Here is a 22,936-nt window from a genome sequence, read left to right as displayed (position 1 = left end):
CAACAAACTCCGGCTCGCCGGGAAACAGGAGAAAGTCCATGTTGAAGAAAATCCTTCTTTCGGCAGTCGCCCTTGGCGTTCTGGCCGGTTCGGCCATGGCTCAGGACGTCAAGGTCCTGCGTATCGGTCTCGACGGTTCGGAAAATGAAGCCGACCAGATCCGCAACACGAAGTGCGTTGCGGATGGCCTCAAGGCTGCAACCGGCGTTTCCGAAGTTCAGGTTTTCCCGTCGCCGGACTATAACGGCGTTATCCAGGGCCTGCTCGGCGGCACCATCGACATTGCATCCATGGGCGCTTCTTCCTACGCCAAGATCGCCATTGCCGATCCCAAGGCCGTCGATCCGATCCTGACCTATACCGGCTCTGACGGTTCCAGCGGCTACTACACGATCATGGTTGCCCGCAAGGACAGCGGCATCAAGTCTCTGGCTGACGCCAAGGGCAAGAAGATCGGCTTCGCCGACCCTGACTCCACCTCGGGCTTCCTCGTCCCGAACGTATCGATCCCGAAGGAAACCGGCGTTCCGGTCAAGGAATATTTCTCCGAAACCGGCTTCGGCGGCGGCCATGAGAACCTCGTTCTCGCCGTTCTCGACAAAAAGTTCGACGTCGGCACGACATTCGGTTCGGGCGTCGGCAAGTGGGAAGAAGGCTACTCCGGCGGCAACCTTCACCAGATGGTCAAGAAGGGCAACCTCGACATGGACGATATCGTTCAGGTCTGGAAATCCCCGCTGATCCCGAACGGTCCGCTTCTCGTTGCCAACAAGATCGGTGACAGCATGAAGCAGAAGGTCGAAGACTTCTTCATGGAACTGCCGAAGAAGGATCTCGCCTGCTTCCAGGGTTACACCCAGGGCAAGAACACTGCCTACATCAAGGTCGACCCGGCTTTCTACCAGACGATCATCGACGCCCGTAAGTCCGTTATCGGCGGCTGATCCTCAGATCATATCCGGAAGCGGCGGTGCCTTGCGGCATCGCCGCTTTTGCCAATAAAGGAAAGCGGCATGGCGACCACACTGCAACATGGTACCCTCACGCCCGAGGGATTGAGCACATCGTCCCGAACGGTGATGCGTCATTATCAACAGCAGCTTAGGACACGGCGGATTTATACCGTTATGTCGCTCGTTATCTTCCTCATCGTCCTTGCCGCCTCACTGAATTTCGCCAATGAGGCCAATTCGGGCAAGTTCTTCGAGCGCCTGCCATATTTTTTCGACTTCATGAAAACATTCGTGCCGGATAGTCCGCTCGAGGTCTTCCGGGCGATGTTCGACCTGCCGTCGCCCTATGACAACGGTTCGCTGAAATACAACTATGTCGCGGATCGCGTTTACATCACCAACGGTTTCTACATACCGCATTTCATCTATCAGCTGATCATCACGCTCAACATCGCGCTGGTCTCGACGATAATAGGCACGACCTTCGCATTTGTGCTGTGCTTCTTTGCCTCCACCAACCTTATCGGTGCCGGCCTCGTGCGCTGGGTTGTACGCCGGGTAATGGAGATCCTGCGCGCTTTTCCGGAGATCGTCGTCGCGGGATTGCTGACTGCCATCTTATCGATCGGGCCGATCGCGGCGATCATCGCGATTTCCGTGCACACCATCGGGGCTCTGGGGAAGCTATTCTTCGAAGTCGTGGAAAATGCCGACATGAAGGCGGATGAAGGCCTGCGTGCCGCGGGTGCCAACTGGCTGGAGCGGGTTCGCTTTGCCATCGTGCCGCAGGTCCTGCCCAATTTCGTGTCCTATGCATTGCTGCGTGCCGAAATCAACGTACGCGCCTCAACCATCATCGGCGCCGTTGGTGGTGGCGGCATTGGCGAGGTCTTCCGGCTGTCGATCGGTAACGATCACGCCTCCAAGACCTATGCCATCATCATCCTGCTGCTGATCACCATCATCGCCGTAGACCAGTTTTCCAGCTGGTTGCGCCGCAGGCTGATCGGCCATCAATCCTTCGAATTCGGACGGGGAGCGGCCTGATGTCGTCCAGCTTCATTCTCAATACCGCAGACCGCGAGAGGCTGACGGCCGCACATCCCGCAATTTTCAATCGCGGCTTCATGCAGCGATACGGCTTGCTGACCGGTATTGTCGCCGTCCTCGTCTATCTCACCGCCTGCTTTTTCTTCTTCAATGTCGGCCCCGCTTTCATGCAGGGCCGATGGGATCGCGCTTCGAGCTACATTCAGGACTGGTATTCCTGGCGGGCCCAGCCACGCCTTCGTTTTGAAGACGGCAAGGTGAACCCGCAGTGGTCAAGCCGGATGCAATATCCCGCCGATGCGCCGATCGACTGGCTGCAACCCTTGCCGGATGGCGGCTACAGCGTCGTTTACGCGGGCACGCAAAACCGTCTCGACGTAACGCCGACCCGGGTGGACGTCTATGTGGACGGCAAGAACTATCCCGTCATCATCAATGGCGACAAGGCTCTGGCCCCTGAGGTCCTGCCGCAAGAGATCACGCAGGACGGCAACAAGGTTCTCGTGCATTACGGTTTTGCCGGACAGGCGGAAATCCGCACCAGCCAGGTTTACGTGCAGCGGCGGTTCCTCGGATGGGCGAACTTCCTGTTCGATACCAAATCGGAATTCTGGGGCAAGGGCTGCGGCGACCTTGCCGCACTGGCGCTGTGGGGGGAAAGGCTCGATCCCACGCGCTCCAACATCAGCCACATGGTCGATGATTTCCTCGACAATGGTGTCTGGCAGCACGCCGATATTCTTTCCAAGCTGATGCAGACGCTGGTGATGGCCTTTGTGGGCACGCTGTTCGGCACGCTCGTTGCCCTGCCGCTCGCTTTTCTCGCTGCACGCAATATCACCGCCAACAGGGCCGCCAACTGGGGCATGAAGCGTCTGTTCGACTTCCTGCGCTCGATCGACATGCTGATCTGGGCGCTGTTTTTCACCCGCAGCTTCGGTCCGGGGCCGATCCCCGGCATTGCCGCGATCTTCTTCACCGATACCGGTGCGCTCGGCAAGGTCTATGCCGAGGCGCTGGAGAATGTTGACGACAAGCAGCGCGAGGGCGTCAAATCGGTTGGCGCTTCCCCCATTGCCGTCAATCGTTTCGGCGTGCTTCCGCAGGTCCTGCCGGTCTTCATTTCCCAGTCGCTTTATTTCTGGGAAAGCAACACCCGTTCAGCCACGATCATCGGTGCGGTTGGCGCTGGCGGCATCGGTTTGAAACTGCTGGAAGCGATGGGTACTAATGCCGACTGGGACAAGGTCGCTTATATGGTGCTGCTCATTCTCTTCGTGGTTTTCCTGTTCGACCACATCTCGAATTCCCTGCGGTCGCGCCTGATCGGGAAAACCCAGCATTAATTCATAAAGCAGGAGCGGGGTTTGGCTATCCCGCTTCCCGAGACGTGCGCAAAACCGGAACCTCTTTGCAAAGTCAGATACATCCCCTCAATGCGCCAGCATCCGTCTTGCGGACATTCGAGAGACACGCGGCGTTTCAAGCGCTTTTTTTCCTGGGGCATCATCATTCTGTCACGGAAAGCGATTACCTCGCACTCCTGACCTTGCGGGAAGCGGGCGAGTCACGCCAAATAGCTTTTCATCCAGGTTTTCCATGACACCGAAGAGTGCTTGCCGTGCGCTACGCCATCTATTTTTCTCCGGCTAAAGATCATCCACTGACTGAAGCGGCGTCGCGCTGGCTGGGACGCAATGCCTTTTCCGGCGCGCAACATGATGACCATGCCGCTTATGCGGAGATGACTGAGGAGCCGCGCCGTTACGGTTTCCACGCGACGCTGAAAGCCCCCTTCGAGCTTTCCGAAAAATACAGCGAAGCGGATCTCGTCGCCGCCCTCGAACAGTTTGCGGCCAGCCAGTCCGTCTTCGATATTCCGCGTGTTGTCATCGGAGCACTCGGGCCGTTTTTCGCGCTCGTTCCGGATCGCACCTACCAGCCGCTGCAGGATTTTGCCGCTGAGATCGTCGACCATTTCGACCGGTTTCGCGCGCCCCTGTCCGAGACCGACATTGCCCGCCGCCGCCCGCAAAACCTGACCGAAAGCCAGCGGCAAAATCTGTCGCTCTGGGGTTATCCGCATGTCATGGACGACTTCCGCTTTCATATGACGCTGACGGGCCGCATCGACGAAAGCGACGCGCCCGCTATCCAGGATGTGCTTTCGACCAAGTTTTCCGAGTTCGTCGACCGGCCTCTCACCATTTCCGGCCTCGCTTTGTTCGTTGAGGAAACGCGCGGCGCACCATTTACCGTTCATCGCTGGCACCCGCTTGGCCAGCCGCCAAAGAAAGATGCTGACCCATGACCGAGCATGCCCTTTCCAACGCCCGTATCGTTCTGGAAGACGATATTATTCTGGGATCCGTTCTGATCCGTGACGGCAAGATCGCCGATATCAGCGAAGGCGCCTCCAAGACCGACGAGGATCTCGAAGGCGATTTCCTCATCCCGGGTCTGGTGGAACTGCACACCGACCATCTAGAACAGCACTATTCGCCGCGTCCCGGGGTTATCTGGGATAAGATCGCCGCCATTCAGGCTCACGATGCGCAGGTCGCGTCATCAGGCATTACCACTGTTTTCGACTGCCTGCGGCTGGGCTCCGACGAAGATGGCGGGTTCAAGAAGGGCGAGATGCGGGAAATGGCGGATGCCATTGAAACCGCTGCCGATCAGAACCGCCTGCGGGCAGATCACCTGCTGCACCTGCGCTGTGAAGTCGCCTCCGCCGATGTGCTCGAGCATTTCGAAGATTTTGAGACCGATCCGCGTGTACGGCTGATTTCGATGATGGATCACTCCCCGGGACAGCGCCAGTTCCAGTCGATGGACCAATATATCTTCTATTACCAGAAGAAGCGCGGACTGAGCGACGAGGCTTTCGCCGAGTTCGTCAGACGCCGGCAGACGGCATCGGCGGAGTTTTCCGCCAAGCACCGGGATTACCTGGCGGCCCGCTGCGCCGAGCGCGGCATAACCGTTGCAAGCCATGACGACGCTACAGAAGCGCATGTGGGCGAAGCGATCGGACACGGCGTGAAACTCGCGGAGTTCCCCACCAGCATCGAGGCGGCAAAGGCTTCGCACAGCGCCGGCATGAGCGTGCTGATGGGCGCACCGAACATCGTTCGCGGCAAGTCCCATTCCGGCAACATCGCCGCGCGTGATCTTGCCGAACTTGGCGTGCTGGATGTTCTCTCTTCCGACTATGTGCCGTTCAGCCTGCTTTACGCGCCGTTCCTGCTCGCCGACCAGGTGGAAGCCATCACTCTGCCGGAAGCGTTGCGCATGGTTACCTCCACACCAGCACGAACGGTGGGCCTTCGCGATCGCGGCAGCATCGCAACGGGATTGCGGGCCGATCTGGTCCGAGTTCACCGTGAGGACGGCGTTCCCGTCGCCCGCTCGGTCTGGCGTCAGGGCAAACGTGTGGCATGACCGGCAACGGACAGGATAGTCGGCTTGACGGCCAGACGCTGGGTACGGTGCCCGGAACCATGATCGTAATTGTCGGCCCGAGTGGGGCCGGCAAGGACACGCTGATGGATTATGCGGCAGCGCAGCTGTCCGGGCGGCCGGGCTTTCATTTCACACGCCGGGTCATTACCCGCAGCGGCGATGCCGGCGGCGAAAATCACGATGCGGTTTCCATGCACGAGTTCAACCGGCTGGAAGACGAAGGTGCTTTTGCCGTTTCCTGGCAGGCGCACGGGTTGAAATATGGCATTCCGGCCGCCGTCTATCGTCATCTTAATGCGGGAGACGTGGTCATCGCCAACGGCTCCCGCTCGGCTCTGCCCCAGTTCGGCACCGCCTTTGCGCGCCTCAAGGTCGTGAACATCGTTGCACGGCCGGACGTGCTGGCGAAGCGGCTGGAGCAGCGAGGGCGGGAAAGCCGGGAGGATATTCTCCGGCGGCTGGAACGCAGTTCGCTCACGGTCGTCGGGGATTTTGATGTGACGACCGTGGACAATAGCGGTGCCATGGAAGATGCGGGCAAAACCATCATGGAGGTGCTGGAGCAGAGCGCCTGCCGTCGCCACATTTAAACTCCACAGGCCGAACTGCTCGACAAATGGCTTCCCAACGCTTACCATCAGGCGACAATTTCCAAACATGGTACGCCAAGGAGAGGGATGCCTGAAAAGAGGGTCAGCGACGAGATAACAGTGGTGGCCGGTCTGGCCGCCGGCGTCGCCAATTATGCACGGTCGCGGGGCATCGATATCGCCCCCATCTGCAAGGCTCTCGATATCGATCCCGCCACTTTCGGCAGCGTGACGGAGCGCATCAGCCTCGACCGATTTTGCCGCCTGCTCGAGACTTGTGCGTTGATTTCCGGCGACGACGCCTTTGGTCTGCAATGCGCGTCCACCTTTCCCGCCGGCGCATCCGGCGCGTTCGGATATGGCCTGATCAGCGCGCCGACAGTGCGGGCTTTTCTGCGTTTTCTTCAGGATCACGTTTATTACGCGACCAATAACAGCAATTTCACAATGGTCACGGATGCCGCGCACGTAACCCTGTCGTGGTCCTTTGCGCCTGTCATCGCCAAACGCGATCAATATGTGGATTTGTCGCTGACAGCTCTGATCCAGCGCCTTCGCGATATTCTGGGGGAGCGCGTGAACCTGATCGAGATCGGTCTGGAACGGCCGAAACCGGTTAATATTCAGCTATTTAAAGAAAGAATGACCAAGCGCGTCAGCTTTTCGCAACCCATCCATACCATGCGTCTTCCCACATCGCTTCTGGACGTGGTCAACCCAAATGCAGATGAGCGGCTGTTCGAGCTGATGAACTTGCAATGCCGGATGCTGCGGCCGGAGACATCGGCAGACGCCACGCATTTCATCGATCAGGTGAAGCGTTACATGCAGGTGCGGCTGTCGGATGCCGAGCTTTCGCTGAGCGAGATCGCCCCCTATTTCAACCTGTCGGAACGCAGTTTTCAAAGACGGCTTGCCGAGCTTGGGACTAATCTCAACGAGATAAAGGACGCCATTCGCAAGAATGCCGGCTTCAAGCTCCTCGTGGAAAGCGATCTTCCGGTTTCCGATATCAGCTACAGGCTCGGCTATTCCACGCCGGGTGCGTTTTCGCGTTCCGTTTCCCGCTGGTTCGGGGCAACGCCCACGGATATTCGCAAGAAACACGCGCATCATTCCGCCGTATAGGGCGCATTCCCAGCATCAATATTCCATATATCCAAAATAAAATTGGGAAATATGTCGGCGTTCATTGGGTTATGTATCGAAACATAACAATAAAAACGCAAAACTTGGCGTGAGATGTTATTCTCTTGAGATGGCAGACCGCCTAATAGAACGCCGCAATATGCCTTCGGGCATGACGGAAAATATTCCAAAGCTTTGAATTTTACATTGTTCTGGACAAGAACCGATTTCAGGTTTTTGGGAAAGACGATGCAGTCATTCTTTCATCGCCGAGGATATGCCCATGCCGGGACCGGCTGGCTGCGAGATCAGCTGCTTATTGCCTGGGTCCTGAGGCCACATCCCGCTTTGGGAAGGTCAATCTCTTTTGAGGCTGAAAGACTATGTCGTCAAAAACGCAGCATGAACGTCATCAGGCGCGTGAAATCGTCCTTTCGGATCGTGAGCGGCAATATCTGGGGCTCGTTGCGCGGGGCCGACATCCTTCTCACATTGCCTTGATAACGGGAGCGGACGAAGCGGATGTTAAAGATACTCTGGAACGGGTCCGCCTAAGGCTGGGTGCGGCCAATCTGCTGAATGCCGTCAGCATCGCCCTGCTGCGTGGACTGATCGAACAGGATATTTAGAGCTTCCCTCTCGCTCCAAAAGCTTACGCGAAATCGTCCCCTTCCCGTAAGCCAAAACCGGATGTGTTGCTTTCTGCGCCAAAAACCCACCATTTCGATGGCGGGACGGCGGACCAAAAGGCGGGTCGGAAATGACTTCCGGCCTATCGGCGCAACTGTAAGGCAGCCAAACACGGTTTACCCGGCGGACTTTCCGGTCCGCCGGGTTTTCATTTTCAGTTCCTCACAGTGACTGAATCTCGGCAAGAATATCGCTTTCGACGATGATACCGCTTTCCAGCGCCTGCCTTCGAATGCCCTGGCTTCGCCGACCTGGCAAACGCACGTTTTCCTGCTTCTCTATCTCTCCGGCGATAAGCGCCAGTCGCTCGGTAAAGGCCGCACCGCCCGACGATACGGGGTCTATGGCGATGATCGTATGGCCGAGAGAGGGTGGCGCACCCTTGTCGTCCAGAAGGGAAGAGGCCTCGAAGGCGAAGCTTCCACCGGTGAGCGCAGCGGCCATGATCTCCACCATCAGCGCCAGGGCAGCACCCTTGGCCTCGCCCGCAGGCACCATCGTTCCGGCTAGGGCTTCTTCGGGATCGGTCGTGGGCCGGCCATTCGTATCAAGCGCCCAGTCGCCCGGAATGGTTTCGCCCTTCTGGCGGGCCGCCATAATCTTTCCGCGCGCAACCTTGGAAAGCGCCAGATCGATCACCAGCGGATCTGCCTCGCCAACAGGGCTGGCGAAAGCAATCGGATTGGTGCCATAGAGCGGTTTGGTGCCACCCCAAGGCGCCATGGATGCAGGCGCATTGGCGAACATCAGCGCCACGAGGCCCATTTCCGCGAAACGCTCGACTGTAAGTGCCATGACGCCTGCATGATGGGAGCGATGGATCGCGGCAAGCGCGATGCCCTGCTGCCGGGCCATGTCCGGCAACTCGTCTACGGCGCAGTCGATCGCGGGATAGGCGTAACCGTTGTTAGCGTCGATTGAAAGCACACCCGGTTTGACACGACTTGCCACCGGCCGCGCATTGCCATTGACCTTGCCAACCCGCGCCTGACGGACATAAACGGGGATACGCCGAAAACCGTGGCCGCCCTGGCCTGCAGCCTCGGATGCCACGAGCGCCTTCGCCACGGAGCGGGCGTTTTGCGGCAGAACGCCGTTACGCTCAAAGATAGAGGATACGAGATCCTCCGCCTCTGCGATTGAGAATTTCATTCCGGAATGCCTCTGCGTGTTAAGTCGACAAGACCTACACCATCGAAAACATTCGCGAAATGCAATTCAGGCCGAAATGGATATCTTATCGAGAATACCGGTCGGGCACGCATTCGCCCTTCGGCAGGGCGTCATGCCAGGCAAGAACTTATTCCAGCATAACCGCGACGTGGCCTTGGAATTGATCTAGCGGATGCTGATCGGCAAGGTGATTGTCTTGTTTGCGTCCGGTGGCGGCGCGGGCACGGGTGACGCGCTCTGGATCCAGGCCGCAATCTGCTGGTCGATGGAGGAATCACCAGTGGACTGCACCACACTGACACCGCTGATGGCGCCTGTATCGTTAACCCGGAACCGCACGGTCGCTGTCATCGCATCGCTGCGAAGCGAGCGGGGCTTACGCCGCTGGATATGCGAGCGAACCTTCGATCCCCATTTTGCCGGCGAGGCGGAGGATGAAGAGAAGAAACCGGCATTGTTGCGCGATGCCGCCGTCCGGTCGGATTGCTGTGTCTCGGCCTTGGCCGTTTCGCGCAGTTCCGATGCCAGTTGCGGTTTGGGACGCTGGCGCTCGACCTTCTTCTTGTCGTCCGGTTCTTTCTTCTCCACCTTCTTTTCGACCGGCGGCGGCGGTGGCCGGATGACGGGCAAGGGAACCTCGACATTTTCGAGTTCCGCCATCATCTGTTCCTGCACGGGATCGATCGGCTCCACCGGTTCAGGGATTTCCTGCGGTTCGACGATCTCCTCGACCGGCGGTTCCGGCGGCTGCACGGGTTCCGGCGGCGGCGTTTCCACAACCGGCTCTGGCGGCGGCGGCTCCTCCGGGGTGACTTCCTCTACCGGCTGGCTGTTGTCGCTCTTTACCTCTTCGGCATCTTCAACGTCCTGCGCAGGCGTCGTTTCCTCGGTGTTCACGGCTTCCGGTATGGCTGCCATTTCGATCATGATCGCGGCAGGCGGCGGCCCGCCGGCATCCAGTTCTTCTGGTTCCTGCATCAGGTAATAGGCAAAACCCGCATGAACGCCCAGCATGAGCAGTGCTGCGGCGGACCACAACGCCGCTTCCCCGAGGCGGGAATGTCGGGACTGCGGGTAGCCGTTTTCAGTCATGGCGCGGTTCCTGGCACTGCGGGCGCGGCGGGCGGAACGGCACCGGCTGGCTGCGTTGCCGCAGCGGCATTTTCCAGCCCTACCAGAGCGATTTTCAGATATCCGGCATCGCGAAGCAGGTTCATGATTTCCATGAAGTGGCCATAGTCGACGGCTTTGTCGGCGCGCAGGAAAATTCGCGTATCTTTCTTGCCGCCCGTCTGCCGGTCGATCGCCGCTGCCAGGGATTCGCGGGCAACCGCATCATTGCCGAGATTTAGCGACAGATCGTCCTTGACGGTCAGATAAAGCGGCTCTTCCGGGCGCTCCGCCGGCTTGGCAGTGGATGCGGGCAGATCGACATTCACATCCACGGTCGCCAGCGGTGCGGCCACCATGAAGATGATGAGCAGAACCAGCATCACGTCGATGAAAGGCGTGACGTTGATTTCGTGGTTTTCGGAGAGATCGTCTCCGCTATTTTCGCGAATACCGCCAGCCATGACCGATCACCGCCCAACCAACGACACTGCGGGCTTGCTGCTGCCCGGCGGAATGCGGCGGAAATCGAGGTCGCGGCTGACGAGGCGTTCCACGCCGGCTGCGGCATCCGCCAGCAAATGCCGGTATCCCGTGATCGAGCGGGCGAAGACGTTGTAGATCACCACCGCTGGAATAGCAGCAACAAGGCCGATTGCCGTGGCAAGCAGCGCCTCGGCAATGCCGGGTGCCACGACGGCGAGATTGGTGGTCTGCGATTCCGAGATGCTGATGAAGGAATTCATGATGCCCCAGACGGTACCGAACAGACCGACAAAGGGAGCGGTGGAGCCGATGGTCGCCAAGGCGCCCGTTCCGCGCGACATGCGGCGACCGGCGTGGGTTTCAATGCGTGACAGGGCCGAGGATACACGCTCCTTGATCCCGCCGCCGTCGGTGTGTTCGACCACCGCGTCGGAAAGCTGCATTTCGTGAGTTGCCATGCGCAACATGAGCGCTGCCGGCCCGCCCTTCTTTTCGACGGCCTCAGTCGCCTCGTTCAGGGTTTTCGCCCTGCGAATAACCTTGAGTGTCGCACCGGCGCGCACCCGTGCACCGGCAAGCTCGATAGACTTCGCCACCCAGACCGTCCAGGTGACGAGCGATGCGAAAGCGAGACCGATCATCACGCCCTTCACGACCCAGTCTGCCGCCATGAACATGCCCCAGGGAGACAGGTTGTGCGGAATGTCCGCACGATGTCCGGCACTTGCGGGTTCGGCGACTACCGGTTCAACCGGGGTGGAGACCTCGTTCGGCGCTGCCGTACCGTTCGTCGGAGCGGGTTGCTCCGTCTGTGTCGGCTGCGGTGAAACACCTTCGGCTGCCGGCGTGGGATTACTTGCGGCGGGCGCAGGCTGGGCCGGCGCGGGCTGTGTGGGCGCGGCAGCGGAAGGCGGCACAGGCTGGACTGCCGGAGCGCTCGGCGTCTCAGCCGGCGACTGCGCGGGCTGCATCGTTTCCGTTGCCGGTGCAGGTGCTGGTTGGATCGGGGTCTCGGATGCCGACTGAGCAAAAACCGCTCCGGCACTCAAGCCGGCCAGCAAAGTGACCGTCATGGCAAGTGAGATATGCCGTGTTTTGTTTGCCTTGGTGAAGCACGCGGAAGAAGTTGAGGTCTCAGCTGACATAATTTTTATCCCGGATTTCCGTCGATGAACTCATCCGCAGATTGACCGGTTCATTAAAACCGGGGCCATGAACGGATGCCGTCGTGAAAGCTTGACGTTCCGATAATAAACCTGAGTTCTTTTGACAACTATTATATTGCCAAAAGACGACCCGTAAACTCTTCTTTACAAAAAATTGACCGACCTGCGGTCTTCAGGTGTTTTGCGAAGGCGAAAACTGCGCCACCAGCGCGTGTCGGTCGCCGGGATAGGTGACCCGGACACTGGTGACATAATCCGCTCCGTGCCAGGTGCGGCGGTGGATGACCAGACACGCCGCACCGGAAGCAATGCCGAGCGCGGTCGCATTTTTGCGATCAGCGGAAACTGCGCTGATGCGATGTTCCGCGGCACTCCAGGGAACCATTTTCAGCAGCCAAGTGCCCGGCCCGATCTGTGAAAAATCCGCTGCCTCCGCCTCCGGAACGGCGGTGACATTGATGATGCGTTCTTCAAGGCAAAAGGGAACGCCGCCGGCAAAATGCGTGCAGGTGAGTTCCAGAACCGGGGCATCCGCGGCAAGCGCCATGGCCGCGCCGTCTTCTTCCCCCGCAGGGCGCAGTCGCCGTCTGTCGAGACGGTAACCGTAAACGAGGCCGAGGGCCTGCACCTCCCGCTCGATATCGTGGATTTCCAGAACGGCCGATTGCGCATGGGGCTGGCGAACGAAGGTGCCGAGACGCCGGCGGCGCTCGATAAGGCCGCGCTGCACCAGTTCGCCGAGCGCCTTGTTCACCGTCATGCGCGAGCAGGCATATTGCCGGGTCATCTCGTGTTCGTAGGGAATACGGTACCCCGGCGGCCACTCGCCCGACATGATGTGGCGCTCGACATCGTTGCGGATGCGCTCGTGCAGTGATTTTTCCTGAAGATCGGCGCCTGTACTCCTCATACCGATGCTTCCTTCCTCCCGATTCTATGGATCAACTATCCATGGGCAGCGGCGGCAATCGCCTCGCTGCGAATTTCCTCCGTCAACTTGGCGCGTAGCTGCGAAAACTCCGGGCTGGCCTTGACGGTGTAGTGACGCGGATGCGGCAGGTCGACCGGCATGATCGACTTGATGCGCCCCGGCCGCGCTGACATCGTCACAACCCGCGACGCCATGAACACCGCCTCCTCGATGTCATGCGTCACAAAAATGACGGTCTTCTGCTCGCGCTCCCATATGCCGAGCAGCAATTCCTGCATCAGCCCGCGCGTCTGGTTGTCGAGTGCGCCGAAAGGCTCGTCGAGCAGCAGGATCTTCGGGCCGTTTGCCAGAGCGCGCGCGATGGCTGTTCTCTGCTGCATGCCGCCGGACAGCTGTTTCGGCCAATGGTTCTCGAAGCCGCGCAGGCCAACCTTGTCGATATAGCTGTCGACGATCTGCCATTTTTCCTTCTCGGCCACACCACGCTCGCGCAGACCGAAGGCGACATTTTCCCGGATCGTTAGCCACGGAAACAGCGTGTAGGACTGGAACACCATGCCGCGATCCGCCCCCGGCCCTGTCACTGCCCGGCCGGACAAAAGGACTTCACCCGTCGTTGGACGGTCAAGACCGGCGATGATGCGCAGCAAGGTCGACTTTCCGCATCCGGACGGGCCGAGAATGGTGACGAAATCGTTGCGGGAGATTTCCAGATCCGTGGGCTGCAAGGCCAGCGTTGGCTGGCCGCCCTGAACGCCGGGGAAAGTGCGGCTGACGCCCTTGATAACGAGTTCGCTCATCAGGCAAGCCTCCAGGCGAAAAGCTTCCGGTTCAGCGATTTGAACGCGAAGTCAGAAATAAGTCCGATGACACCGATGACGATGATGCCGAAGATGATCTGCCCGGTCGCCATCAGCGCCTGGCTGTTGATGATCATATAGCCGATGCCCGACGACGCGCCGATCAACTCGGCAACAATCACATAGGTCCAGGCCCAGCCGAGGACGAGACGGAGAATTTCCGCAATATCGGGCGCATTGGCGGGAATGAGAACGCGGCGGACCACGCCCCGGTCTTTTGCGCCAAGTGTATAGGCAGCCTCCACCAGATCGCGTCTTGTGCCGGCAACCGCCACGGCAACCATGAGAATGATCTGGAAAACTGCGCCGATGAAGATCACCAGCAGCTTCTGCATCTCGCCGATGCCGGCCCAAAGAATAAGTAGCGGCACGAAGGCAGAAGCCGGAAGATAGCGCGCGAAGGAGACGAAGGGTTCAAGCAGCGCCTCGACCGGCTTGTAAGCGCCCATGGCGATGCCGACCGGTACGGCAACGAGCGAGGCCAGCACGAAGCCGCCGACAACACGCCAGATCGTCATGCCGATATCGCTGGCAAATCCCTGATCGGTCAGCAGATAGATGCCGTCCTTCAGCATGGTGATCGGGTCAGCCAGAAAGGTCGGCGATACGAAACCGCCGAGCGTGGCAAAGCCCCAGGCGGAGAAAAAAAGCACGAAGAACAGAATGCCGAGAAAAATCCGCGTGCTGTTCTTTATGGGTTGAAGAGGTTGCATTCTGTCGCCTGTCCGGAAAACGGGCGCGGCACTCTATCGCCGCACCATCTAAGCGCCGTACGTCGTCCGTGACGCACAGGCGCTGTAAGGCTTCTCACTGGCTGCAATAATCCCCGAAGGAAAAGCAGCAGTTTGATTCTGTTACTTGATGAAGGACGTGTCCGCGAGTGTCGAAAGATCGGGTTTCGATTTTATCACGCCGATTTCCAGAAGCAGATCAGCCGATTTTTCGGAGAATGTCTTGAATTCACCGTCGAAGAACTTCTGGTTGGCGGTCTTGTCCTGCCATTCTAGGAATTTCGCCGAAGCTGCGAATGCCTCGCCCGTCTGTTTTACGTCCGCTCCCATGGTCTCATAGGATTTTGCAGGGTCCGTCTTGATGAGCTCGAGCGCCTGGAAATAGCTGTCCGCAAGGGCTTTTGCCGCCTGCGGATTGGCCTTCAAGAAATCCGGCGTGCAGCCGAACGTGTCCATGACGGCGGGATAATCCAGCGTCGTCGCAAGGATTTTCCCCTTGTCCGGTGCGGCGCGCACTGTGGACAGATAAGGCTCATAGGTCATGGCGGCTTCATTCTGGCCGGCGACGAATGCCTGCGCGGCCGGTCCCGGCTCAAGGTTGACGACCTTCACGTCCTTCAGGGTCAGGCCGTTTTCCTTCAGTATCCAGGCAAGGAAGAAATAGGGGGATGTGCCCGGTGCAGAAGCGGCAACCGTCTTGCCTTTGAGGTCCGACACCTTTGCAACATCATTGCGCACCGCAATGCCGTCGGCGCCGTGCGACTTGTCCATCTGGAAAATCTGGGTGGACTTCACGCCGTTGGCATTCCACGCGATCCATGTTTCGACCGTGGTGGCGGCGCACTGGATGTCACCGGAAGCAAGCGCCAGATGCCGGCTTGCCTGCGGAATCTTCTTGATATCGACCTTGAGGCCATTCTTTTCGAAAATGCCGGCCTGCTTGGCAAGCGTCAGTGGCGCAAAGCCGGTCCAGCCGGACATGCCTATTGTAACCGATGTTTCGGCATAGGCGGAAGCAGATGAAACAAGCGTCGCGATTGCGGCGATAACCCATGTCTTTTTCATGATCGGAACCCCTTTTGATTTATTTTTGTGCGATATTTTTTCGCTTTATTTGAGGCATGCTAGGCAGGGATTTTACATTTGTCTAGACAAAATAGAGGCGCTCAAACGCTTCCAGAAAGATTGCAAACAAGCCGCCCGGCATTCTAGACATAGGATAGCACAGCCCGGCGCATCGGCCCGCTGTTTTCCATATCGAGCTTTTCCATGACCAGACAGAGACGCCGTAACATCATCAGGGCAAGGCGCACCGGCACCGGCATTGCGCTCGTCGCCGCCATTTCATTCATCGCCGGAATGACAGATGCGGTGGGTCTTCATCTTTCCGGCGATTTCGTTTCCTTCATGACCGGCAACACCACCCGCGCGGCCATTTCGGTGGAAGCTGGCGTTTATTCCCATGCGGCGAAACTACTCTTCGCGATCATCGCTTTCGTGGCGGGCAATGCTGGCGGTATCGTGGTCGCGCATAAATTCGACCGGAGCATCTTTGCCGTTCTCGTGGCCGTCGGGTCGCTGGTGGCGATTGCCGCATTGCTGCGTGGCGATGGTTCCGCCCTGGCGCAGTTTTATCTTGTCGTTTTCGCCATGGGGATGGTCAACGCTGCCGTCGAACATATTGAGGGGCTGCCTATTGGCCTCACCTACGTGACCGGCGCCCTTTCCCGTTTTGGCCGTGGCATCGGTCGCTATCTTCTGGGGGAGCGAAGCCTCGATTGGGGCATCCAGATCGTGCCCTGGCTCGGTATGATAAGCGGCGCAATCTGCGGGGCGGTGTTGGGCGCCACGCTGCAGTACGATGCCCTGTGGGTGGTTGCGGCAACCGTTTTTGCGGTCGCCATCGCCACACTCGTCATTCCGCGTTCGCTTCGCCACCGCTATAACCAAAGGGTCCGGATCAGGCGCATCGCGCCCTGACGGACTGCGTCGTCACTTGCGTGAGATGGTGACGAATTTCGTGCCGCGCACCCGCACCGTCATCAGGCAGGCTTCCTTGTCGGTTCGATCGCAATAACGCGGGTGCATCTTCAGTACGAAGACCATGTTGCCGAAACGTTTGATGAAATCGTAGCCGTAAATCCGGGCCGTCGCGATCATCAGATATCCGCCCTCTTTGACCTGGACGTAAAAATTGTAAGGGCAACCTTCGTCATCGCAGCTGAGGCCTTTTTCGCCATCGCAATCCAGCACGCCGTGATTGACGACGGCATCCATCAGGCCATCATTGTTGATATCCAGTCTGGTGATGAAATCATCGCCGAAGCCAGCCGTCTTGCACTCCTTCCGAAAATGATCCTTTTCATAGATCTCGGGATCGTTCACCAGCTGCTGCTGTGCCGCCAGCGCGACCGGAAACATCAAGAGGACCAGCGCCTGAAGAGCGGCAACGATAGCGATTCGCACGGCATTTTCCTTTGCATCCGTTTCGTTTATGGATGTTGCGATCATCCGGGCGGCCAGCCTAGAGTTCCGTGCTTGCGCGACACTGACGCAAACGCATCCAAATTTCCGGGGGGACCTTTTTCCATGACACTGCTGGGTTTTCTCGATTATGCCGGCGTTGCCGTGTTTGCCGCAACCGGCGCATTGGCCGCCTCACGCAAGCAGCTCGACCTGATCGGCTTCCTGTTTTTCGCCGCCGCGACCGGGATCGGCGGCGGCACGGTGCGCGATCTCGTGCTGGGCAGGGCGCCCGTGTTCTGGGTGTTGAACCCGACCTATATCCTGGTCTGCGTATCGGTTGCGGTTCTGCTTTTCTTCACCGCCTACCTGTTCGAATCCCGGTATCGGGTGCTCATCTGGCTCGATGCCGTCGGCCTCTCAGCCTATTGCGTCATGGGAGCCGCCAAGGGTCTGGCTGCAAGCGGCTCCGCAACCGTGGCGATCGTGACAGGCGTTTTGACAGCGACGTTCGGCGGCGTATTGCGCGATGTTCTCGCGGGAGAACCCTCCGTGCTGCTGCGCCCGGAAATCTACATCACCTGCGCGCTTTTGGGCGCCTCCATCTTCACCGGCGCTTATTTCCTCGGAGCGCCGCTTTATGTCGCGTCGGGCATCGGCGTATTGACGGCTTTCGGTGTCCGGTCCGGAGCGTTGATCTTCGGATGGACCTTTCCGCCCTACAAGGGCAAGCCCGGCAGACGGCCTGAAGATATATTGAAGTAATATAACTTACGCCTATGGCGGTCGCGCCAACTCTTGCGGTGACCCTTTAAATTCTAGATAGGAAACAACTCCAGCGCTGAGAATACCAAACCCATAAATTAAGCATCATTTTCATCGTCTCTACAAGACAGCACATGACTACGGCGTACGCTACCCAGTTCGTAGTTTACATCCCTAGATTTGCATTTTATTATATTTATTCATCAGTATTATTTTTGTTTTTTTTAATGAAAAGCGACAATATTAAATTAATTCTATTAAAAACTCCTTTTATTTTCTCTCCACCATTGAATAATTTATAGTAATTTGTTGTGTCTTTTTCTCTTTTTTCTAAAGTAGAATTTTTTTTGTTATTTTTCATAAAATACAAATCCAAAAAATAAGCCATTAATAGAGAAAATTTCTTATAAAATACTTTGAAACTCAACACAACTACATAAGATAATTTACGGAAAAAATTGATCGCACGGGAACGTTGTGAATCGAAGAAGAATTAATACTTTCGGCGCGAAGTTCTGCCTCAGCCGAAAGCATAAGCCATCGAAACATTCCACAGAAATGAGCGCTGAAAACAGAAATGGCACCCATGGGCGCCATTTACATTCCGTGATAGGGTAAAAGCTTCAACCGCGCTTGCGACGCAGGCGAATGACCACATCCACATGGGCGATTTCCATGCCTTCGGGCGCCTCTGGCAGATTGTCGATCTGGAGATTGTTGACGGGAATGTCGAGAACCTCGTTCTCTCCTTCCACGAAGAAGTGATGGTGATCGGACACGTTGGTGTCGAAATACGTGCGCGCACCCTCGACAGCCAGAACGCGGATCAGGCCGGCTTCGGTAAACTGATGCAGCGTGTTGTATACCGTCGCGAGAGAAACGGGCACGCCGGCGGTCACCGCCTCGTCATGAAGTTCCTCGACCGTCAGGTGGCGATCACCCTTTGCGAAAAGAAGATCGCCCAAAGCAACGCGCTGGCGCGTGGGCCGCAGCCCCGAGCGCCGCAGCCTCGTCCCGATATCCAATGTGGCGTCAAATGCCATGCAATCCCATTCCAAACACAGGGGTGAAACCCGTCAATTGCAATAGCATATATCTTTTGCGGTGAATGCTTTCAATAGTTTCAGCGTCGCCGAGTGTCGCAAATGGCTGCAAACCGGCCATTCTTGCAAATTTCCTCTGGTTCCTGCCGGATGGTTCCTGTATGCGGACGGCATATTGAGGTAATGACTTCTCTAAAGAAGGTTCGAAGACAAAGAATGGGGGCATAATGGCCTCTGCCCTTGCAGCGCTTCATTTTGAACCTAACTTGCTCTAGTGAAGTCGATAAACACCAGTGATTGAGGAAGTGAAAGCGGTATGGCAACGAGGCAATCAAGTTACAATTACGAGGAGATCCTTTCCTGCGGACGCGGCGAATTGTTCGGCCCGGGAAATGCCCAGCTTCCGTTGCCTCCCATGCTCATGGTTCACCGCATCACCGAAATTTCCGAAACCGGCGGCGCGTTCGACAAGGGTTTCATCCGCGCTGAATACGATGTCAGCCCAGACGACTGGTATTTCCCCTGCCATTTCCAGGGCAACCCGATCATGCCGGGTTGCCTCGGCCTTGACGGCATGTGGCAGCTGACCGGCTTCTTCCTCGGCTGGCTGGGCGAAGAAGGCCGCGGCATGGCGCTCTCCACCGGCGAAGTCAAGTTTAAGGGCATGGTTCGCCCGGAGACGAAGCTCCTCCAGTACGGCATAGACTTCAAGCGTGTGATGCGCGGACGTCTCGTCCTGGGTACCGCAGACGGATGGCTGAAGGCAGACGGCGAAACCATTTATCAAGCGACGGACCTTCGTGTGGGGCTGTCGAAGGAAAAGACCGCCTGAAGCGGACGGAATAGTCCTGGCAAACGCCGGGCGGCTTCGGTCGTCCAGCCGAAATCTTAAGAAAAGGTCCATTTCATGAGACGAGTTGTTGTCACCGGCCTCGGCATTGTTTCTTCCATCGGTGGTGATGCCGCCGAAGTCACCGCATCACTGCGCGACGCCAAATCCGGCATTTCATTTTCACCGGATTTTGCTGAACACGGTTTCAAGTGCCAGGTATGGGGCAAGCCGTCTCTCGATCCGACCGAGCTGGTCGACCGTCGCGCCATGCGCTTCCTTTCGCAGGGCGGCGCATGGAACCACGTTGCCATGAAGCAGGCGATTGCCGATTCCGGTCTCGAGGAAAGCGACATCAGCGGCAACGAGCGCACCGGCATCATCATGGGTTCGGGCGGTCCTTCCACCCGCACCATCGTCGAAGCCGCCGATATCACGCTGAAGAACAACAGCCCGAAGCGTATTGGCCCGTTTGCCGTGCCGAAGGCCATGTCCTCGACCGCATCGGCCACACTTGCGACCTGGTTCAAGATCCACGGCGTCAACTATTCGATCTCTTCGGCCTGCTCCACATCGGCGCATTGCATCGGCAACGCCGCCGAGATGATCCAGTGGGGCAAGCAGGACGTGATGTTTGCTGGCGGCCATGAAGACCTCGATTGGTCCATGTCCAACCTCTTCGACGCCATGGGCGCGATGTCGTCCAAATATAACGAGACGCCAAACCTCGCTTCCCGCGCCTATGACGTCAACCGCGACGGTTTCGTGATCGCCGGCGGTGCTGGCGTACTGGTTCTTGAAGAGCTGGAACATGCGAAGGCGCGCGGCGCCAAGATTTACGCCGAGATCGTCGGTTATGGCGCAACCTCGGATGGTTACGACATGGTGGCTCCTTCCGGCGAGGGCGCGATCCGCTGCATGCGTCAGGCCCTTTCCACCGTCAAGGGCGATATCGACTACATCAACACCCACGGCACCTCGACGCCGGTTGGCGACAGCAAGGAAATCGGCGCGATCCGGGAAGTCTTCGGCGACAAGATCCCGCATATCCAGTCGACCAAGTCCCTCACCGGCCACTCGCTGGGCGCTGCAGGCGTTCAGGAATCGATCTACGGCCTGTTGATGATGCAGGAACGCTTCATCGGCGAGAGCGCGCATATTTCCGAACTCGATCCGGAATTTGCGGGCGTCCCGATTGTTCGCAGCCGCATCGACAATGCCAAGATCGACACGATTCTTTCCAATTCCTTCGGCTTCGGCGGCACCAACGCCACGCTGGTCTTCCAGCGTCATAACGGATAATTGCCATGAACGGCATCATGCAGGGTAAACGCGGCCTCATCATGGGCGTCGCAAACAATCACTCTATCGCCTGGGGTATCTCCAAGGCTCTTGCGGCGCAGGGCGCAGAGCTCGCCTTCACCTATCAGGGTGAGGCGCTCGGCAAGCGGGTAAAGCCGCTCGCCGCCGAGCTCGGATCCGACTTTATCGTGCCTTGCGATGTCGAGGATATCGCCTCGGTTGACGCGCTTTTTGCGGCAATCCGAGAAAAATGGGGTACGCTGGATTTCGTCGTGCACGCGATCGGCTTTTCCGACAAGAACGAGCTGAAGGGTCTTTACGCGGATACGACCCGCGAGAATTTCAGCCGCACTATGGTCATCTCCTGTTTCTCGTTCACGGAAATCGCCAAGCGTGCCGCCGAACTGATGACGAATGGCGGATCCATGCTGACGCTGACCTATAACGGTTCGCAGCGGGTCATCCCCAACTACAACGTCATGGGCGTTGCCAAGGCAGCTCTCGAAGCGTCCGTGCGTTATCTCGCTGCCGACTATGGCCCGCGCGATATTCGCGTCAACGCCATCTCGGCCGGACCGGTCCGCACACTGGCGGGCGCCGGCATTTCCGATGCGCGCGCAATTTATGCGTGGAACCAGAAAAACGCACCGCTGCGGCGGACAGCGGATATCGACGATATCGGCGGATCGGCACTTTATCTGCTCTCCAACATGTCGCGCGGCGTTACCGGCGAGTGCCACTATGTGGATTGCGGCTACAACATCACCTCCACACCCACCCTTGAGGTTCTCTCAAAAGCGGATGCGGAATAAGCTATCGTTTTTCCAGTAAGTAAAAGCCCGGCGATATGCCGGGCTTTTTGCGTTTATAGCCTGTACCATTTTTGCGAACTGATAAAGTATAACTCGTCGGGGTAACTGAATTTAAACACCGGCTGGTTATGGTCCGCAACAAATTCAACGGTTGCGCTTGCCGCATATTCTAAAGATCGACACCGACATATGCGACTGGCCAAATTGAAGCCATTGCTGGAAAAATTCGGGCTCTCGCGTGACGGGACAGCAGCCATCGAATTCGCGATCCTGGCGCTTCCCTATTTCCTCGTCGTCTTTGCGATCATCGAAACTTTCATCGCCTTGATGGCGGAGCAAGTGGTCGTCAATGCTACCGACACAATGGCGAGGCGTCTGCGCACCGGGCAGATCAGCAGTTCGATTTCCAAAGAGGATTTTCGGAAGAGTTTCTGCAACGAAGTTTCGGTGATTATCACCTGCGATGATGAGATCAAAAAAGAACAGAAGCTTTATATAGACCTTCGCTCCTTCACCGCCTTCAAGGATATTCCAACTACGATACCCTTGAAAGCTAACGGCGAATATTACGATCTCGACACGGCGCAATTCGGCTTCAAGCCGGGTGGGCCGGACACGATCAACATGCTGCGCGTCTATTATCGCTGGCGTGTAGTCGCAGATATCATCCGACCATATCTTACCAAAATACGCCCAGCCGACGGGTCGATGCCGTCGCATTTCCTCATTGTCGCGACCGATGCTTTCATGAATGAGAAATACACCACGAGCGGGGGCTCATGATGGCAGGGCTTGTTTCCACCATCACGAACGGCCGACTTCGTTTTATCGCGCTCGTTGCACGCTTCGCAAGGGATCGCCGTGGCGTGGGTGCGGTAGAATTTGCAATCGTCTTCCCGATATTGCTTGCGCTTTATCTGACGTCCTTCGAACTCACCATCGGCTATAATACCTACAAGCGGGCAAGCAGCGCCTCCGCAACGATCAACGACCTGATCTCCAAAACAAATTCCGTCGACAAGGCTTATCTGACAAGCATGCAGGACGTAACGGCTGCCGTCTTTGCGCCTTACAGCACCAAGGGTCTGCAGCTGAAGATCAGCGGCATCAAGATCGACAAGCAGAAACAGGCGACTATCGCCTGGTCCTGGAACGAGAAAAACGCGCGGCCCTATGTGGTGGGATCGCCAGTCTCCGTTCCCACACGTTTGCTTGTAGCGGACAGTTTCCTCATCCACGTCGAGCTTTCCGTGCCGCATGAATTGTTGATGTTCATGCCAGATATTTCTTCGTCCGGCGTAAGATCGATCACGATCGCACGCGATTATTTCTTCAAGCAGCGCGACGCTGAGATAACCTGCTCCAATTGCTGATGCGCCTCAGCGCTTT

At 57.7% G+C, this 22,936-nt stretch carries 26 protein-coding genes; 15 read left to right on the top strand and 11 right to left on the bottom strand.

Annotated elements, in window-relative coordinates; all coding sequences use genetic code 11:
* Positions 1-38 precede the first annotated feature (38 nt).
* The 8 genes from phnD to AB4Z23_RS00530 all read left to right on the top strand — a co-directional run bounded on the left by phnD (position 39) and on the right by AB4Z23_RS00530 (position 7,815).
* Positions 39-944 carry a phosphonate ABC transporter substrate-binding protein gene (gene phnD / locus AB4Z23_RS00565; protein WP_003514479.1) on the top strand — a complete coding sequence of 302 codons (906 nt, stop codon included), beginning with the start codon at positions 39-41 and terminating at the stop codon, positions 942-944.
* Between the two features lie 69 nt (positions 945-1,013).
* Positions 1,014-2,000, top strand: coding sequence for a phosphonate ABC transporter, permease protein PhnE (gene phnE / locus AB4Z23_RS00560; protein ID WP_046205506.1), 987 nt, complete (start codon positions 1,014-1,016; stop codon positions 1,998-2,000).
* Positions 2,000-3,349 (top strand): phosphonate ABC transporter, permease protein PhnE, encoded by a 1,350-nt coding sequence (gene phnE, locus AB4Z23_RS00555; protein WP_421476015.1) that lies wholly within the window; start codon positions 2,000-2,002, stop codon positions 3,347-3,349. Before phnE (AB4Z23_RS00560) ends, phnE (AB4Z23_RS00555) begins: the two co-directional genes overlap by 1 nt.
* 266 nt (positions 3,350-3,615) lie before the next feature.
* A complete protein-coding gene (locus tag AB4Z23_RS00550; protein ID WP_019564525.1) occupies positions 3,616-4,314 on the top strand; it encodes a DUF1045 domain-containing protein in 699 nt (232 codons plus the stop codon).
* Complete coding sequence (locus tag AB4Z23_RS00545; protein ID WP_441359952.1) at positions 4,311-5,447, top strand: alpha-D-ribose 1-methylphosphonate 5-triphosphate diphosphatase; 1,137 nt, start codon at positions 4,311-4,313, stop codon at positions 5,445-5,447. The genes AB4Z23_RS00550 and AB4Z23_RS00545 overlap by 4 nt, the downstream gene beginning before the upstream one ends.
* Positions 5,444-6,058: a phosphonate metabolism protein/1,5-bisphosphokinase (PRPP-forming) PhnN gene (phnN, locus tag AB4Z23_RS00540; protein WP_019564527.1), complete on the top strand. Its 615-nt coding sequence runs from the start codon at positions 5,444-5,446 to the stop codon at positions 6,056-6,058. Before AB4Z23_RS00545 ends, phnN begins: the two co-directional genes overlap by 4 nt.
* Positions 6,059-6,145: 87 nt before the next feature.
* Entirely contained in the window at positions 6,146-7,186 is a 1,041-nt protein-coding gene (locus AB4Z23_RS00535; RefSeq protein ID WP_065659758.1) for an AraC family transcriptional regulator, read from the top strand.
* Positions 7,187-7,569: 383 nt separating this feature from the next.
* On the top strand, positions 7,570-7,815 hold the full coding sequence (locus tag AB4Z23_RS00530; RefSeq protein WP_003514469.1) for a LuxR C-terminal-related transcriptional regulator: 246 nt from the start codon (positions 7,570-7,572) through the stop codon (positions 7,813-7,815).
* Positions 7,816-8,038: 223 nt separating this feature from the next.
* Here AB4Z23_RS00530 and AB4Z23_RS00525 read toward each other — a convergent pair whose 3' ends face one another.
* From AB4Z23_RS00525 to AB4Z23_RS00490, 8 genes are all read right to left on the bottom strand, one after another.
* On the bottom strand, positions 8,039-9,028 hold the full coding sequence (locus AB4Z23_RS00525; RefSeq protein ID WP_019564530.1) for an Ldh family oxidoreductase: 990 nt from the start codon (positions 9,026-9,028) through the stop codon (positions 8,039-8,041).
* Positions 9,029-9,214: 186 nt separating this feature from the next.
* Positions 9,215-10,141, bottom strand: a complete 927-nt coding sequence (locus AB4Z23_RS00520) for a TonB family protein (protein WP_441359951.1) — start codon at positions 10,139-10,141, stop codon at positions 9,215-9,217.
* Entirely contained in the window at positions 10,138-10,623 is a 486-nt protein-coding gene (gene exbD / locus AB4Z23_RS00515; protein ID WP_065688434.1) for a TonB system transport protein ExbD, read from the bottom strand. The genes AB4Z23_RS00520 and exbD overlap by 4 nt, the downstream gene beginning before the upstream one ends.
* Positions 10,624-10,629: 6 nt before the next feature.
* Positions 10,630-11,790 (bottom strand): tonB-system energizer ExbB, encoded by a 1,161-nt coding sequence (gene exbB / locus AB4Z23_RS00510; RefSeq protein ID WP_019564533.1) that lies wholly within the window; start codon positions 11,788-11,790, stop codon positions 10,630-10,632.
* A gap of 193 nt (positions 11,791-11,983) precedes the next feature.
* On the bottom strand, positions 11,984-12,721 hold the full coding sequence (hutC, locus tag AB4Z23_RS00505; RefSeq protein ID WP_003514455.1) for a histidine utilization repressor: 738 nt from the start codon (positions 12,719-12,721) through the stop codon (positions 11,984-11,986).
* Positions 12,722-12,756: 35 nt separating this feature from the next.
* A complete protein-coding gene (locus AB4Z23_RS00500; RefSeq protein ID WP_003514454.1) occupies positions 12,757-13,542 on the bottom strand; it encodes an ABC transporter ATP-binding protein in 786 nt (261 codons plus the stop codon).
* Positions 13,542-14,315: an ABC transporter permease gene (locus tag AB4Z23_RS00495; protein ID WP_003514452.1), complete on the bottom strand. Its 774-nt coding sequence runs from the start codon at positions 14,313-14,315 to the stop codon at positions 13,542-13,544. Before AB4Z23_RS00495 ends, AB4Z23_RS00500 begins: the two co-directional genes overlap by 1 nt.
* A 141-nt stretch (positions 14,316-14,456) precedes the next feature.
* Positions 14,457-15,398 (bottom strand): ABC transporter substrate-binding protein, encoded by a 942-nt coding sequence (locus AB4Z23_RS00490; protein ID WP_111799217.1) that lies wholly within the window; start codon positions 15,396-15,398, stop codon positions 14,457-14,459.
* A 204-nt stretch (positions 15,399-15,602) separates the two neighbouring features.
* On the opposite strand from AB4Z23_RS00490, the gene AB4Z23_RS00485 reads away from it, so the two are divergent.
* On the top strand, positions 15,603-16,313 hold the full coding sequence (locus tag AB4Z23_RS00485) for a YoaK family protein (protein WP_145166465.1): 711 nt from the start codon (positions 15,603-15,605) through the stop codon (positions 16,311-16,313).
* Between the two features lie 12 nt (positions 16,314-16,325).
* On the opposite strand, the gene AB4Z23_RS00480 is transcribed toward AB4Z23_RS00485, so the two are convergent.
* Entirely contained in the window at positions 16,326-16,844 is a 519-nt protein-coding gene (locus tag AB4Z23_RS00480) for a hypothetical protein (RefSeq protein WP_441359950.1), read from the bottom strand.
* A 78-nt stretch (positions 16,845-16,922) separates the two neighbouring features.
* Here AB4Z23_RS00480 and AB4Z23_RS00475 point away from each other — a divergent pair, with 78 nt between their 5' ends.
* Positions 16,923-17,561: a trimeric intracellular cation channel family protein gene (locus tag AB4Z23_RS00475; RefSeq protein ID WP_003514444.1), complete on the top strand. Its 639-nt coding sequence runs from the start codon at positions 16,923-16,925 to the stop codon at positions 17,559-17,561.
* 196 nt (positions 17,562-17,757) lie between these two features.
* Here AB4Z23_RS00475 and AB4Z23_RS00470 read toward each other — a convergent pair whose 3' ends face one another.
* Both AB4Z23_RS00470 and irrA read right to left on the bottom strand, forming a co-directional pair.
* Positions 17,758-17,922: a hypothetical protein gene (locus tag AB4Z23_RS00470; protein WP_441359949.1), complete on the bottom strand. Its 165-nt coding sequence runs from the start codon at positions 17,920-17,922 to the stop codon at positions 17,758-17,760.
* Positions 17,923-18,184: 262 nt separating this feature from the next.
* Positions 18,185-18,604, bottom strand: a complete 420-nt coding sequence (irrA, locus tag AB4Z23_RS00465) for an iron response transcriptional regulator IrrA (RefSeq protein ID WP_003507276.1) — start codon at positions 18,602-18,604, stop codon at positions 18,185-18,187.
* Positions 18,605-18,920: 316 nt separating this feature from the next.
* On the opposite strand from irrA, the gene fabA reads away from it, so the two are divergent.
* The 5 genes from fabA (at position 18,921) to AB4Z23_RS00440 (ending at position 22,920) form a co-directional block, all read left to right on the top strand.
* A complete protein-coding gene (gene fabA, locus AB4Z23_RS00460; RefSeq protein ID WP_003514441.1) occupies positions 18,921-19,436 on the top strand; it encodes a 3-hydroxyacyl-[acyl-carrier-protein] dehydratase FabA in 516 nt (171 codons plus the stop codon).
* 75 nt (positions 19,437-19,511) lie between these two features.
* Positions 19,512-20,735 (top strand): beta-ketoacyl-ACP synthase I, encoded by a 1,224-nt coding sequence (gene fabB, locus AB4Z23_RS00455; protein WP_003514438.1) that lies wholly within the window; start codon positions 19,512-19,514, stop codon positions 20,733-20,735.
* A 5-nt stretch (positions 20,736-20,740) separates the two neighbouring features.
* Positions 20,741-21,547 carry an enoyl-ACP reductase FabI gene (gene fabI / locus AB4Z23_RS00450; RefSeq protein ID WP_003514436.1) on the top strand — a complete coding sequence of 269 codons (807 nt, stop codon included), beginning with the start codon at positions 20,741-20,743 and terminating at the stop codon, positions 21,545-21,547.
* A 189-nt stretch (positions 21,548-21,736) separates the two neighbouring features.
* A complete protein-coding gene (locus AB4Z23_RS00445) occupies positions 21,737-22,330 on the top strand; it encodes a TadE/TadG family type IV pilus assembly protein (protein WP_025592078.1) in 594 nt (197 codons plus the stop codon).
* A complete protein-coding gene (locus tag AB4Z23_RS00440; protein WP_003514432.1) occupies positions 22,327-22,920 on the top strand; it encodes a TadE/TadG family type IV pilus assembly protein in 594 nt (197 codons plus the stop codon). The genes AB4Z23_RS00445 and AB4Z23_RS00440 overlap by 4 nt, the downstream gene beginning before the upstream one ends.
* Positions 22,921-22,936: the final 16 nt, after the last annotated feature.

Source organism: Agrobacterium sp. MCAB5, assembly GCF_052114365.1.
GTDB classification, from domain to species: domain Bacteria; phylum Pseudomonadota; class Alphaproteobacteria; order Rhizobiales; family Rhizobiaceae; genus Agrobacterium; species Agrobacterium tumefaciens.
This window is presented reverse-complemented; position numbering and strand designations above follow the sequence as displayed.

Bases quoted from the DNA above. Each gene is read 5' to 3' on its own strand.
- phnD (WP_003514479.1), top strand. From the start codon at position 39: ATGTTGAAGAAAATCCTTCTTTCGGCAGTCGCCCTTGGCGTTCTGGCC.
- phnE (WP_046205506.1), top strand. From the start codon at position 1,014: ATGGCGACCACACTGCAACATGGTACCCTCACGCCCGAGGGATTGAGC.
- phnE (WP_421476015.1), top strand. From the start codon at position 2,000: ATGTCGTCCAGCTTCATTCTCAATACCGCAGACCGCGAGAGGCTGACG.
- AB4Z23_RS00545 (WP_441359952.1), top strand. From the start codon at position 4,311: ATGACCGAGCATGCCCTTTCCAACGCCCGTATCGTTCTGGAAGACGAT.
- phnN (WP_019564527.1), top strand. From the start codon at position 5,444: ATGACCGGCAACGGACAGGATAGTCGGCTTGACGGCCAGACGCTGGGT.
- AB4Z23_RS00535 (WP_065659758.1), top strand. From the start codon at position 6,146: ATGCCTGAAAAGAGGGTCAGCGACGAGATAACAGTGGTGGCCGGTCTG.
- AB4Z23_RS00530 (WP_003514469.1), top strand. From the start codon at position 7,570: ATGTCGTCAAAAACGCAGCATGAACGTCATCAGGCGCGTGAAATCGTC.
- AB4Z23_RS00525 (WP_019564530.1), bottom strand. From the start codon at position 9,028: ATGAAATTCTCAATCGCAGAGGCGGAGGATCTCGTATCCTCTATCTTT.
- AB4Z23_RS00520 (WP_441359951.1), bottom strand. From the start codon at position 10,141: ATGACTGAAAACGGCTACCCGCAGTCCCGACATTCCCGCCTCGGGGAA.
- exbD (WP_065688434.1), bottom strand. From the start codon at position 10,623: ATGGCTGGCGGTATTCGCGAAAATAGCGGAGACGATCTCTCCGAAAAC.
- exbB (WP_019564533.1), bottom strand. From the start codon at position 11,790: ATGTCAGCTGAGACCTCAACTTCTTCCGCGTGCTTCACCAAGGCAAAC.
- hutC (WP_003514455.1), bottom strand. From the start codon at position 12,721: ATGAGGAGTACAGGCGCCGATCTTCAGGAAAAATCACTGCACGAGCGC.
- AB4Z23_RS00500 (WP_003514454.1), bottom strand. From the start codon at position 13,542: ATGAGCGAACTCGTTATCAAGGGCGTCAGCCGCACTTTCCCCGGCGTT.
- AB4Z23_RS00495 (WP_003514452.1), bottom strand. From the start codon at position 14,315: ATGCAACCTCTTCAACCCATAAAGAACAGCACGCGGATTTTTCTCGGC.
- AB4Z23_RS00490 (WP_111799217.1), bottom strand. From the start codon at position 15,398: ATGAAAAAGACATGGGTTATCGCCGCAATCGCGACGCTTGTTTCATCT.
- AB4Z23_RS00485 (WP_145166465.1), top strand. From the start codon at position 15,603: ATGACCAGACAGAGACGCCGTAACATCATCAGGGCAAGGCGCACCGGC.
- AB4Z23_RS00480 (WP_441359950.1), bottom strand. From the start codon at position 16,844: ATGATCGCAACATCCATAAACGAAACGGATGCAAAGGAAAATGCCGTG.
- AB4Z23_RS00475 (WP_003514444.1), top strand. From the start codon at position 16,923: ATGACACTGCTGGGTTTTCTCGATTATGCCGGCGTTGCCGTGTTTGCC.
- AB4Z23_RS00470 (WP_441359949.1), bottom strand. From the start codon at position 17,922: ATGAAAAATAACAAAAAAAATTCTACTTTAGAAAAAAGAGAAAAAGAC.
- irrA (WP_003507276.1), bottom strand. From the start codon at position 18,604: ATGGCATTTGACGCCACATTGGATATCGGGACGAGGCTGCGGCGCTCG.
- fabA (WP_003514441.1), top strand. From the start codon at position 18,921: ATGGCAACGAGGCAATCAAGTTACAATTACGAGGAGATCCTTTCCTGC.
- fabB (WP_003514438.1), top strand. From the start codon at position 19,512: ATGAGACGAGTTGTTGTCACCGGCCTCGGCATTGTTTCTTCCATCGGT.
- fabI (WP_003514436.1), top strand. From the start codon at position 20,741: ATGAACGGCATCATGCAGGGTAAACGCGGCCTCATCATGGGCGTCGCA.
- AB4Z23_RS00445 (WP_025592078.1), top strand. From the start codon at position 21,737: ATGCGACTGGCCAAATTGAAGCCATTGCTGGAAAAATTCGGGCTCTCG.
- AB4Z23_RS00440 (WP_003514432.1), top strand. From the start codon at position 22,327: ATGATGGCAGGGCTTGTTTCCACCATCACGAACGGCCGACTTCGTTTT.